At 65.0% G+C, this 12523-nt stretch carries 11 protein-coding genes; 7 read left to right on the top strand and 4 right to left on the bottom strand.

What is annotated here, in order from left to right; genetic code table 11:
• The first annotated feature begins 186 nt into the window (after positions 1-186).
• A complete protein-coding gene (locus IVB18_RS24045) occupies positions 187-879 on the top strand; it encodes a peroxiredoxin (protein WP_247991721.1) in 693 nt (230 codons plus the stop codon).
• Between the two features lie 110 nt (positions 880-989).
• Complete coding sequence (locus IVB18_RS24040; RefSeq protein WP_247991385.1) at positions 990-2354, top strand: M23 family metallopeptidase; 1365 nt, start codon at positions 990-992, stop codon at positions 2352-2354.
• Between the two features lie 165 nt (positions 2355-2519).
• Here the strand turns inward: IVB18_RS24040 and IVB18_RS24035 are convergent, their stop codons facing one another.
• Positions 2520-3725, bottom strand: a complete 1206-nt coding sequence (locus IVB18_RS24035) for a DUF5666 domain-containing protein (protein ID WP_247991384.1) — start codon at positions 3723-3725, stop codon at positions 2520-2522.
• Positions 3722-4609 carry a DUF6502 family protein gene (locus IVB18_RS24030; RefSeq protein WP_247991383.1) on the bottom strand — a complete coding sequence of 296 codons (888 nt, stop codon included), beginning with the start codon at positions 4607-4609 and terminating at the stop codon, positions 3722-3724. The genes IVB18_RS24035 and IVB18_RS24030 overlap by 4 nt, the downstream gene beginning before the upstream one ends.
• Positions 4610-4733: 124 nt before the next feature.
• Between IVB18_RS24030 and IVB18_RS24025 the strand changes: the two genes are divergently transcribed.
• From IVB18_RS24025 to IVB18_RS24005, 5 genes are read left to right on the top strand one after another with little or no spacing between them, the layout of a single operon-like run.
• Positions 4734-4892 carry a hypothetical protein gene (locus tag IVB18_RS24025; protein ID WP_247991382.1) on the top strand — a complete coding sequence of 53 codons (159 nt, stop codon included), beginning with the start codon at positions 4734-4736 and terminating at the stop codon, positions 4890-4892.
• Between the two features lie 8 nt (positions 4893-4900).
• Complete coding sequence (locus IVB18_RS24020; RefSeq protein ID WP_247991381.1) at positions 4901-6829, top strand: glycosyltransferase; 1929 nt, start codon at positions 4901-4903, stop codon at positions 6827-6829.
• A gap of 2 nt (positions 6830-6831) precedes the next feature.
• Positions 6832-7572, top strand: a complete 741-nt coding sequence (locus tag IVB18_RS24015; RefSeq protein ID WP_247991380.1) for an ABC transporter ATP-binding protein — start codon at positions 6832-6834, stop codon at positions 7570-7572.
• Complete coding sequence (locus IVB18_RS24010) at positions 7569-8948, top strand: glycosyltransferase family 1 protein (RefSeq protein ID WP_247991379.1); 1380 nt, start codon at positions 7569-7571, stop codon at positions 8946-8948. Before IVB18_RS24015 ends, IVB18_RS24010 begins: the two co-directional genes overlap by 4 nt.
• Positions 8949-8959: 11 nt before the next feature.
• Entirely contained in the window at positions 8960-10240 is a 1281-nt protein-coding gene (locus IVB18_RS24005; RefSeq protein ID WP_247991378.1) for an O-antigen ligase family protein, read from the top strand.
• Here the strand turns inward: IVB18_RS24005 and IVB18_RS24000 are convergent, their stop codons facing one another.
• Both IVB18_RS24000 and IVB18_RS23995 read right to left on the bottom strand, forming a co-directional pair.
• Entirely contained in the window at positions 10241-11476 is a 1236-nt protein-coding gene (locus IVB18_RS24000; RefSeq protein WP_247991377.1) for an ABC transporter substrate-binding protein, read from the bottom strand. It lies immediately after the preceding gene.
• A gap of 105 nt (positions 11477-11581) precedes the next feature.
• A complete protein-coding gene (locus tag IVB18_RS23995; RefSeq protein WP_247991376.1) occupies positions 11582-12493 on the bottom strand; it encodes a DMT family transporter in 912 nt (303 codons plus the stop codon).
• Positions 12494-12523: the final 30 nt, after the last annotated feature.

The raw sequence follows: 12523 nt of genomic DNA, 5'->3' as shown, positions 1-12523 counted from the left end.
GTTCCTGCTGTTCGTCATTTCGCCCCGGGAGCGGGTTCAACGAGCAGTGGGGTGGTGCGTGGAATTCCTTGTAACCTTACTCCGGCGTCGTCAAATTTGCCCAGCCGAGGGCGCGAATCCGGCACACCAGACGAGACCTGCAATACCGCTTTGGTTGACCCGCCGAAAGCGACGAAAGGAAGGCGTATGTCCCAGAAATCCCGAAAGAAATCGTCCAAAACGCCCTCCGGCAGTCCGACGGCTAAAAAGAAAGTCCAAAAACCAGGGGCATCGACTCAAACACGCCCAGCGAAAACACAGCGGGCATCAGCAGACAAATCAAGCAAGACCAAACCAAAAGCAGCATCGCATAAGGCCGCATCGAAACGGTTAAAATCTTCTGAAAAGGCCTCCAAGCCCGAAAGCGCTTCTGTACCCGCCTTGACCGAGGGCCAGAAGGCCCCGGCTTTCCGCCTGCCCCGCGACGGCGGCGGCGAGGTGACGCTGTCGGACCATGCCGGCCAAAAGCTCGTCCTGTTCTTCTATCCCCGCGCCGACACGCCCGGCTGCACGAGGGAGGCCATCGACTTCACGCGGCTTGCGGATGCCTTCGCCGCGGCCGGCACCACCGTGCTCGGCATCTCCGCCGATCCTTTAAAGGCCCAGGAGAAGTTCCGCGACAAGCACAAGCTCGGCGTTCCCCTCATCTCGGATGAGAAACATGAGATGCTGGAGGCCTATGGCGCTTGGGGCAAAAAATCCATGTACGGCAAGACCTTCCTCGGGATTCTTCGCACCACGGTGCTGGTTGGCGCCGACGGCAAGCTGGCGAAGGTCTGGCGCAACGTTCGCGTCGACGGCCATGCCGACGAGGTGCTGGCGGCGGCAAGAAGTCTTTAACCAGTCCTTTAAATTCGAGTGTTCCCATTTCCGGAAAATTAACCATGACCGGCCCAGATTGCTGCGGCAATTAGGCCGTACGGACTCATCCGACCGGCGCGGGAGTGCCGATGTCGAAAAGTTCTGCCCAATATTCGCAGTACCCCAAACATCATCCTCACGACCACGGGCGTGCCTTCCATCGCCGTCCTGCCGCCGCAGCGGCGGCCGCGATTGCCCTTCCCGCCGCCGACGACGCCTACACCATCGTCCATGCCGGCAAGCAGGTCCGCTTCGGGCCCGTGGTGTTCTGGATCGTGGTCGGCACCGTCGTGCTGCTTGGGCTGTGGTCGGCGGCGACAGCCACCTATTTCGCCTTCCGCGACGACGTCCTGACCCGGCTGATCGCCCGCCAGGCCGACATGCAATACGCCTATGAGGACCGCATTGCCGAGCTGCGCGCCAAGGTCGATCGCACCACCAGCCGGCAGCTGCTCGACCAGGAACAGTTCGACCAGAAGCTCGACCAGATCATGAAGCGCCAGACGGCGCTGGAGTCCCGGGCCACGGCGCTTGGCGCCATGCCCGACGTGACCGGATCTCTTCCCCGTTCGGCTCCGCAGCGCGGCGACGCGAGCCAGAGCACGACGCAGGGCACACCAAAGCCGTCGCCGATCAGCGACACCGTGATCTTCGTGGCGCCCCCCGATCGCGAAGCGCGCCTTGAATCGCGCGCTCCGACCGTCGCAGCCCCGCCGGTCAATCAATTCGCCAAGAACCAGGGGTTCGACAACGTCCTGGTCCGGCTCCAGACCTCGCTTGACCAGGTCGAGCGTCGCCAGGTTGCCGCGCTCAGCGCCGTCGAGGAAGGCATGGATTCACGCATGCGGCGGATGCGCGGCGTGGTCAGCGATCTCGGCCTGAATCTCGCCAGCCTCGAGGCCGCCGTGCCGCGCACCGCCATGGGCGGGCCCTTTGTACCCGTCAAGCTAACCGCCAATGCCGGGCCGTTCGAGAAGCAGCTCTATCGCATCAACCTCACCCGCGCCGAGATGGACCGGCTCAACCGCACACTCGCGCTGGTGCCCTATCGCAAGCCCGTCATCGGCGAGGTCGAGTTCACCTCCGGCTTCGGCGTGCGTAGCGATCCTTTCCTCGGCCGGCCCGCGATGCATACCGGCCTCGACTTCCGCGCCGCGACCGGCGATCCCGTTCGCGTCACCGCCAACGGCAAGGTGGTCTCGGCCGGCTGGTCCGGCGGTTACGGCCGCATGATCGAGGTCGACCACGGCAATGGACTTGCGACGCGCTACGGCCATCTCTCCGAGATCAACGTCAAGGTCGGCGAGATCGTGAAGATCGGCCAGGTGGTCGGGCTCGTCGGTTCGACCGGCCGTTCGACCGGTCCGCATTTGCACTACGAAACCCGCATCGACGGCGAGGCTGTCGATCCGCAAAAATTCTTGCGCGCCGGCGTGCGCCTCAGCGCGGGCTAAGCCCGCACCCCGCTCTTTTGGCGTGCTTGGCCGTTAAAGCGCGATGAGATGAGGATGAATCATCATCGCGCTTTAGGTTGTTGTTTGAGCATGATCTCCGCGCAAACGCGTTCCGCGTTTGTCGCGAGGGAAAACCGCTGCACACTTTTCCGGATCATGCTCTATCTAGCGCCGGCCGCCGCCCATCCCGCCACCGGGACCACCGAAGCCACCACCACCCATTCCGCCGCCGGGCCCCATGGGTCCGCCACCGGGCGAGCCAAGACCGCCGGGGCCTGACGGGCCGTTGGGGCCAGTCGGTGCGGAGCCAGGAGTCGCGCCCGGGTTCGATCCCGGCATAGGCGCACCTGGCGTGCCGGGTTGACCACTGCCCGGATTGGCCGTGCCGCGGTTGGGATGCAGGATCGAGCCGCCGCCGGGCGACCGATTGGGATTGCCGGCACCACCGGGCCCCTGCATCGGCGATCCCGGCCCTTGGCCGATCGCCTGAGCCGAATCCACCTGGAGGCCGCGCGAGCGATCGAACACGCCGTTGACCACCATGCGCGCTTCGCCCGCCGCAGGGCCGAACCGTGAGCCGTCATGAGCGATGAGCCCGGAGCCAAGCTGGAGATTCGAGCCGGCACGCTGCACATAAGCCTCGATCGAGAGGCGGCTTGCGCCGACGAGATCCGAAAAATCGTCGATCCGCGCGCGCGAGGCCTGCATCGCCCCCTGGCTCGCGCTGCCCTCGATCTGGACCCGCTGGCCGACCAGCAGCGGATCGACGCCGTTCAGTTTCAGCCCGCCGATGTGCAAACCATCCGGTCCGCGCTCGACCAGCCCCGTAACGCGGGAAGTCGCATCGCGCCGCGGCTCGACCAGGCTTGCGACGATGACGCCGTCGCTGCGGCGCAAGCCGTAGACCGCCACCTGTGTGCCCGCACGGAGCCGGCTTTCATTGCCGCTCGAGACGATCTTCTGTCCGAGAACCGTCAGCTCGTTGCCCTTCACGGATCCGATCGGGCCGGAGACCTCGCTTGCGATCGCGATGTTGCGTGTGACGAGCGTGCCGTCGGCTTGGCGGGTCGCGACCACGCGCGCAAGCTGGCCGATGCGCAAGACCTTGGTGGTGGCCGCCTCGCCATCGATCCGGACCGGAACATCGCTCGCGTAAGTGATGCGCTCGCCGTTGACGTAGATGCTGCCGAAACGCTGGATCACGCCGACGATGCCGGTGCCGCCGATGCCGTGATCATCGCCGCGCGTGATTCCGGTGCCGCCGATGCCCTGGTCGGTGCCGCGCTTGACCTGCGCGCGGGCGACGGCCGTGCCGGCGAGCCAAAACCCCGCCAGCAGCAGACGGCGGGAGATGAGCGGCGGCCGGCTCATGACGAACTGCCCTCCTTGCCGCCTTCCTTGCCACCTTCCTTGCCGTCGCCCTCCTCATTGGCATCCTCGGAATAGATGTAGATGCCGAAATTCCAGCGGGCATCGCCGCCCTTGTCCTTGGCGAGTGCGCGGTTCGCTTCGCGGTTGGCGGTCTTCAGCGCATCCATGGCGAGCTCACGCGAGCGCGCCTCGAGGCGCCTGGCAAGCTTCGGCGAGATGTTGTTGTAGTGCACCGCGCGTTCGAGGAAGCGCGGCGACCCCGAGACGTTCTCGGCGGCGGCAGCGATATGGTCGTGCAGATTGCGACCGAGATAGTGCCACTTGCTGTCGTCCTCGCCGCTGGGAACGAAGGCGGCCTCGACCAGCTCGATCTCTTCGGCGGCGTTGATGGTGACGAGCTTGCGGTCGATCCATTCGTCGAGCACCGCGCGCGGGCGCACGTCTTTGGTGACCGAGGCGACGAGCTGCTCGAATGACGGCGCATCGCCCTCGGCGGTCCGCGGAAGCGCGAGCGGCTCGCCCTTCGAATCGGTGAATTCGGACGCAGCGAGCCAGCGCGCGATCACCGCGCTCGTGAGCGACAACGCCGCCGGCGCTTCGTGCACCGGCGCGCCGGCACCGCGCAACCGCGCAACCTCCTTGCGGTGGATACCAGTGAGCAGGCTGACGCGGCTGTCGGTCTGCTCCTTTTCTTCCAGCGCAAAATCGTGCTCGGCGACGTTGACGAAGAGCTCGCGAAGCAATTGCGCCAGGGCCGGGAAGGTCATGCCGCTGCGGATGCAGAGCCGCACCAACGGGCGCAGCAGCCGCGCTAGCGGCGCGTGCAGCTTCGCGGCGGCATTCGGCTGCGGTGCCGCTGCTTTGGACCCGGACTTGGCATTCATGTCTGAAGTGTAACGGCGCCTCGCGTGGGACACAATCCCACTTTTTTCGGTTTGCCGATTGACGTGGTAAATTTTCCCACATATACGGGACGCCACTGAGGGCGCGATTGAAGGGACGTTGAGCATGGCCGACCGCTTGGCCCGCATTTCCAGTTCACCGCTGCCGATTCTCGACCGGGGCCGCAGCGGCCCGGTCGAGCCGATGCTGCCGGCGCTCGTACGCGGCGTGATCTTCATCTCGGTGCTGGCTGCGCCGTTCGTCGCAGCACTTCTCGCAGGTTGACCGCCATCATGCATCACACCAGCGAAACCCCGCGCCGCCCGTCGGTGCTGCACATCTTCAAAATCTACTATCCCGACCTGTTCGGCGGAACGCTCACAGTGATCCGCGACATCTGCGCGAACCTGAAGGACGCCTTTACCTCCTCCGTGCTGGTCTGCTCGCAATCAGCTGAGCCGCGCGACATCGTCGTCAACGACGTTCATGTCGAGCGCGTCCGCTCGTTCGGCAATGTGCTGTCGCTTCCCGCCGCTCCCTTCTATCCCTGGCGGCTGTGGCGCAAGATCGCCGAGCACGATCTGCTGGCGCTCCACGCCCCCTTCCCGCTTGCCGACCTCGTCTTCGCCTTCGGATTCGGTCGCAACCAGCCGCTGGTGGTGCACTGGCATGCCGACATCGTCACCCATGCCGGCCTGCGCTGGTTCGTCGAACCCTTGATGCGGCGGACATTGCGGCGCGCCAAGGCGATCATCGTCTCCGACCATGTGCTGGTCGAGAACACGCCGCTACTGCGGGAATTCGCGGACAAATGCCATGTCGTGCCGTTCGGCATCGACACCACGACCTATGACTGGCCGAAGATCGAGCCGCACCACGTCAACGATCGCGGCCGGCTCGTGCTCGCCTGCGGCCGGCTCGTTCCCTACAAGGGATTCGACGTGCTGATCCGCGCCGCCGTTAATCGCCAGTTCGAGGTCTGGATCGTCGGTGAAGGCGCCGAACGGCCGCGGCTGGAGCAGTTGATCCGCGAGGTCGGTCTCGGCGACCGCATCCGCCTGCTCGGCTCGGTGAACGATTGCGAACGCATCAAGCTGATGTGCCTGTCCGACGTCTTCGTGATGCCGTCGGTGACCAATGCCGAAACCTTTGGCCTCGTCCAGCTTGAGGCCATGGCCGCCGGCCGCCCGGTCGTGAACACGGCGCTCGACACGGCGGTGCCCCGTGTCGCCCGACACGGCATGGAGGCGATCACCGTGCCGCCCGGCGACGCCGAGAAGCTCGGTGAGGCCATCGACACGCTGATCCGCGATCCCGAGCGCCGCCGCCGCATGGGGCTTTCGGCGCGAACGCGCGCCCACACCCGCTATTCAGCCACGGCCTTCAGGGAAGGCATGGAAACCGTGTACCGGGAGGCCGTCGCCGCTCCTTGCGAAGAGCGGTCGGCCATCGTCGAACCGTCGCAGGCCACCGGCTGGCTGGACACCGTCCGGATCGCGGCGGCGCTGGCCTGGTCCGACATGCGCCACCGCTACGTGCGCTCGCTGCTCGGGCCGTTCTGGATGTCGCTCCAGATGGCGATCGTGGTCGCGGTGCTGGGCTCGGTGATCGGCCAGATGTCGAACGCCGACATGCTGTCGCGCCTGCCCATGCTCGCGCTGTCGATGACAGCCTGGACCTTCCTCAACAGCGTGGTGCTCGATGCGACCACGGCGCTCCAGAACTCCGCGAGCCTGATCCGCGACCGGGCGCTGCCGCCGGTCATCTTCCTGCTGCAATGCACCTTCCGCCAGGGGCTGTTTGCGCTTCATAACGCCTGCGTGCCGCTGATCCTCTGGCTCATCCTCTCGCCGCACGATCTTTCCGGTGCGGTCGCGGCGCTGCCCGGCCTCCTGCTATTCGTGGCGTGCACCTTCGCCCTGAGCCTCGTCCTCGGCGCGATGGCGACGCGCTATCGCGATCTCAAGCCGATCGTCGAATCCACCCTGATGCTCGCTTTCCTTGCCTCGCCCGTGATCTGGTCGTCGGAGATGATCAACCACCGCTCGACCGTGATGCGGCTCAATCCGCTGACGCATCTGTTCGCGGTGTGGCGCGAGCCGCTCGCGGGCGGCCATGTCGACCCCGTAAGCATCGTCTACGTCCTCATCGCGCTGGCGCTGCTGATCTTTGCGAGCGCGCTGACGCTGGTCCACCTGCGCAAAGCCGCGTTCTGGATCTGACCATGGTCTCGATCAGCCTGCGTAACGTCTGTCTCGATTATCCGCTCTACGGGGCGTACGACTTCTCGCTGAAGCGGCGGCTGCTCGGCCACCTCATCCGCGAGCAAGGCGAGATGCGGATCATCCGCGCCGTCGACAACGTCAGCATCGAGGCGGAGGCCGGTGCCCGCATCGGGCTTGCCGGCCCCAACGGCTCCGGCAAGTCGACGCTGCTGCGGCTGATCGCCGGCGTCTATCCGCCGAGCAGCGGCAGTGTGGCGATCAGAGGCAACGTCGTGCCCCTGCTCGGCCTGAATGCCGGGGTCAACCTGGATTTCGTCGCAGAGGACAACATCGCACTGCTGCTCCGGATCAGCGGACGCAAGCCGACTCGCGCCATCATCGACGATATCTGGACCTTCACCGAGCTCGAGCCGCGCATGCAGCGGCTACCCTTGCGGATGTTCTCCTCGGGCATGCTGATGCGCGTGCTGTTCGCGACCGCCACGGCCTTCCCGGCCGATATTCTCTTGCTCGACGAATGGCTCAGCGTCGTCGACGAACACTTTGCGGAGAAAGCCGAGAAGCGGCTCCAAAACCTGGTCTCGCAGGCGGCGATCGTCATCATCGCATCGCACGACCAGCCGCTCCTGCGCCGCACCTGCACCAACATCATCAATCTCGATCACGGCCGCATCGCCTCGACCGTCACGGTCGAGCCGCCGGCAACACACTCATTCGAGCTCCGCGAGAAACGCGCATGAAGCAGAACATCCTTGTTGTCTCCGAAGCGCTCGGGGAGCCCAACCACAAGCGCGGCATCTTTCACTTCACGCGCGAATTGGTGCGCTCGCTCGCGGCCGAAGGCCACGAGCTCACGTTGCTGGTGGAGACCACGCGGCGCTACCGCAAGCTGCGCCGGCGCGAGCGGCGCACAAAACTGTTTCCGGCGAAGTCGCGCAACATCGAGCTGCTCGCCCTGTACCGCTTCCTCGACGAGATCAACATGAGCGAGCCGGTGGTACGCGGCGGCCTGCGCAGCAAGCTCGACTGGGTCCGGCACAAGGCCACCATGTCCGTGTCGTGGGACTACATCGTCTGCTTCCTGCGCGCGGTCGGCCTGCGGGCCTTGCACGCCCGGCTGATCGAGAACAGGACCGCGGCGCTCGAATACGTCCCGCCGGACCTGCGCCATCTCGAACTGTTCCGCGACTTCCAGCTCGAGCCCGGCTTCTACAGCTATCAGGATTCCTCGGCCTTCTTCCTGCTGCCGCCGCCGCGGATCGACGCGCGGGACTACGATGTCATCGTCGTCGACACGCCGACGCGGGTCGCAATCAAGCGCAGGCCGGACGCCAAGGTGATCTGCGTCGTCCACGATTTGTTGCCGCTCACCGACCTCAAGCTCAGCGACGTCGCGACGCGGCTGTTCCTGTCGCGGCTCCTCACCAGCCTGCGTCAGGCCGACGAGCTCGCCTTCGTTTCAAACTACAGCATGATGCGGTTCAGGGAACTGTTGCCGCAATTTGCGCACCTGCCGGCGCGGGTCGTGTATCCCCGCACCCGGTTCGACGCCCCGGATGTCCTGCACCTCCCAGCCCCGTCGGGGCGTCCGGGGCGGCCGAGCTTCGTCGTCATCGTCTCGAACGAGCCACGCAAAAACGTCACGACCGTCATTCGTGCCTTCCTCAACGTGCCCCAGGCCGATCTCGTCGTGATCGGCTATGCCGGCAACATCAGCCGGATGCGCAATCTGCCGCCGAACGTCCGCTTTGCCGGCTATGTCGACGAACATGAGAAGGCCGCCCTGATCGCGGAGGCGCACGGCCTGATCATGCCGAGCTTCGCCGAAGGCTTTGGCGTGCCAATCATCGAGGCGCTGGCCGCCAACACGCCCGTGCTGTGCTCCGATATCGCCGTGTTCCGTGAGGTCGCCGGCGAGCTCGCCGACTATTTCGATCCGTTCTCGACCGACTCGATCGCGGCCTCCGTCACCCGCGTGTTGACGCGGCAGGAGGAGTGCCGCGGCAGAATCCGAGCCCGGCGGCGCGAGCTCGCCGAGCGCTTCGGCTACCAGACCCAGGCTCGCGATTTCCTCGGACATGATGTGCCCGCGGAAAGCCTGGTCGCCGCGCAATAGGCGTCGTTCGCATGACCGCCGAACCCGCGGCCTGGTCCGGTCCCGCCGCTTCGCTGGGATGGCGCAGCCGATGGCAGGCCGGGCGCCGCCCCGCCGCGATGATCCGGGCCGCCGATGTGCTCGCCGCCCTGATCGCGGCTTCGTTGCCATGGTCGACCACGGCACCTTCGATCTTTGTCGGGCTGTGGCTGCTCGCGGTGACGCCGACCATCGACTGGCGCGACTATGTCCGCAACCTGGCACGGCCTGCTCTTGCCCTGCCCTTTGCGTTCCTGCTGCTCGCACTGGTCGGCACGCTGTGGTCGGACGGCGACTGGCCGGACCGGCTGCATGCGATCAAGCCGGTCGCAAAGCTCGTGCTGATTCCGCCGCTGCTCTATCATTTCAGCCGATCGGAGCGCGGCTTTTGGGTTTGCTTCGCGTTTCTCGCCTCCTGCGCGCTGCTTGCGGTGTTCTCCTGGATCGTGCTGCTCAATCCCGGCTGGAAGATTACCGCGACGGCGTCGGCCGGCGTTCCCGTCAAGAACTACATCGACCAGAGCCAGGAATTCACGCTATGCGTCTTCGCGCTCGCGCTGCCTGCGCTGACCTTCTGGCGCGGCGGGAACGCGGTCGCGACGGCCGCCTGCCTCGCGCTGATCCTGCTGTTCGTCACCAACATGGTGTTCGTCGCTTCCGCCCGCACGGCGCTGCTCTGCATCGCGGTGCTGCTGGCACTGTTCGCCTGGCGGCATCTGAGCCGGCGGGCGGCGCTGCTCTTGCTCGCAGGCGCCATGGCCGCGAGCGCGCTGGCCTGGACGGCGTCGCCCTATCTGCGCCAGCGCATCACCGATATCGCCGTCGAATACCGGCACGGCCATGAGGACATCGGCCACGCCTCGACTGCCCAGCGGCTGACCTACTGGCGCAAGTCGGTTTCAGCCTTTGCCGAGACGCCTCTGCTCGGCCACGGCACCGGCTCGATCAAGCGGCAGTTCGAGCGCGCCGCCACGGGCGAGAGCGGCCTCGACGCCGAGATCGTCAGCAACCCGCACAACCAGACCCTCAACGTCGCCGTCCAATGGGGCCTGTTGGGCGTCGTCCTGCTCTACGCCCTTTGGTTCGCTCATCTTCGCCTGTTCTTGGGCGAAGGTATTGCGGCCTGGATCGGCCTCGCGGTCGTCGTGCAGAACATGGCAAGTTCACTACTGAACTCGCATCTGTTCGATTTCCACGAAGGCTGGATGTATGTGCTCGGCGTCGGCGTCGCCGGCGGCATGGCGCTGAAGGCGAAAGCCAGCAGCCAACCCTGACTACTGGCTGCGCTCGTGGCCGACCTCGCCGGTGATGACGTCGCCGAACAGCTCCCAGGCCTGCCCGTTGAAGCGCATCAGCTGCATCTGCTCGATCGGGAAATAATCATCGGCTGAGGTGTTCACCATGATGCCGGGCAGCATCAGCTCGGTGTGAAAGTTCTTGAGGCTCGTGGCCTGCTTCATGACGTTCTCGCGGGTGAGATTGTCCCCGCACTGCTTCAGGACCTGCGCCATGGCTTCACCCTGAACATAACCATAGACGTTATTGGCATTGGCCTTGTCGCCGTCGGGATAATACTTGTCCATGAACTCACGCCATTTCAGCACGGCCGGATCCTTGTCCCAGGTCGGATCGGTGGGGTCCTTCAGATACACGGTCGAGATGATGTCCTTGGAATAGTCGAGGCCCGCGGGCTTCAGCACCGAGGCGACTGACGTCGCGGTGTTGGCCAGAAAGAACTTTGGCTTCCAGCCGAGCTCGCCGACCTTCCGGATCGCCTGCGCCGAACCTTTCGGCGCGGCCCATGAGAAGAAGATGTCGGCGCCGGAATCATGCAAGGCGACGATCTGCGAGTCGATCGAGGGATCGCTGACCTCATAGGACTTGTCGGCGATGATCATGTTGGCCTTGTCGTCGAGCCCGTCCTTCAGCCCCTTGAACTGGTCCTTGCCGGCATCGTCGTTCTGCCAGAACACCGCGATCTTGCTGTTGGGGAAATGGTCACGGATGTATTTGGCATAGATCCGCCCCTCGCTCTGATAGTTCGGCTGGAATCCCATCGTCCACGGGAAATTCTTCGGGTCCCCGAACTTGGTGCCGCCCGAGGCGACGAAGAGCTGCGGCACCTTCTTGGCGTTCATGTATTTCATGATCGCGGAATTGGAGGGCGTGCCGAGCGGCTGGAAGATCAGCAGCACCTCGTCGCTCTCGACCAGCTTGCGCGCCTGCTCGATCGCCTTCGGCGGAGAATAGGCATCGTCATAGCTGATGAAGTTGATCTTGCGGCCGTTGATCCCGCCATGGTCATTGATCATCCTGAAGAACGCGGCTTCGGTCTTGCCGATCACGCCATAGGATGACGCCGGCCCGCTATAGGGCATGATGTTGCCGATCTTGATGTCGGTGTCGGTGGCCCCGGGATCGTATTTCTTCTGCGCCAAGGCCGGTGTTGTGGCCAACACTCCAGCAGCAAGCATGGCGAGGGCAGCAAGGTTTTCGCGACGACCCGGCATCGTTCTCTCCCCTGTTTTGTAGTCTTGTTTTGCCGGCAGTGTCGCAAGCAGGCGTGTGGCTGGCAAGCGCCTCGATTTTCCGCGAGGTGAAACGCCGCCAGGAACTTACACCACGCGCCGCGACAGCCGCAGCACACGCCCGTCAATCACGAGCAATGCGCTGCCGATGACGATTGCGCCCGCGATCTCGCGCATCGAGATCGGCTCGCTGAGCGCCAGCCATCCCAGAAAAATGGCCGTGACGGGAATGAGCAGCGTCACCAGCATGACGTTGGTCGCCCCCGAGCGCCGCAAAATCTGAAAGAAGACGATGTAGGCGAGCGCCGTCGACAGGCCGGCGAGACCAAGCACCGCGAGCCAGGTTGTCGGGCCCGGTATCGGCAGACGCCATGGCTGTTCCATCGTACCGGCCACGATCGCCATCATCACCGTCGACGCCATCAGTTGAAAGGTTGCCGTCCCGAGCGGGACTGCGTCCCTCAGCAATCGCCGCGCCGCCAGTGCCGCGAGGCCATAACTGGAGGCACCGCCTAAGCAGAGCAGAATGCCGAGCTCCTGCCCCGGCCTCGTCTCAATGCCCCATCCGCGCAAAATAACCACGCCGACGAACCCCAGCACCACGCGAGCCACGCGCCGCATCTGCAAGGCTTCCTCGCGCGCCATAGCCATCACGATCACCGTGAACAGCGGCGTGATCGCATTCAGGATCGACGCCAGCCCACTCGGAATGAAGGTCTGGCCAATCACGATCAGCGAGAACGGAATGACGTTGTTGAGCAACCCGATCGCGAAGAATGTTTTCCAGCCAGCCGCACCCTTGGGAAAGCTGATCCCCTGCATGCGCAGAAGCGGCATGAGAATGGCCGCGCCGAGCGCGACGCGCAGAAACACCAGGGTGAACGGCGGCAACTCCCGCAGCGCGGCGCCATTGAAGAAGAACGAACCACCCCAGAGGATCGAGAGCACGCCGAGCAGCGACCAGTCTCGCGCATCGATGCTGTTGTCGTTCGGGGGCATGGCATCTCACCTCAGCGGCCAGACCTGCCG

Source organism: Bradyrhizobium sp. 186, from assembly GCF_023101685.1.
In the GTDB taxonomy this organism is placed as follows: domain Bacteria; phylum Pseudomonadota; class Alphaproteobacteria; order Rhizobiales; family Xanthobacteraceae; genus Bradyrhizobium.
This window is presented reverse-complemented; position numbering and strand designations above follow the sequence as displayed.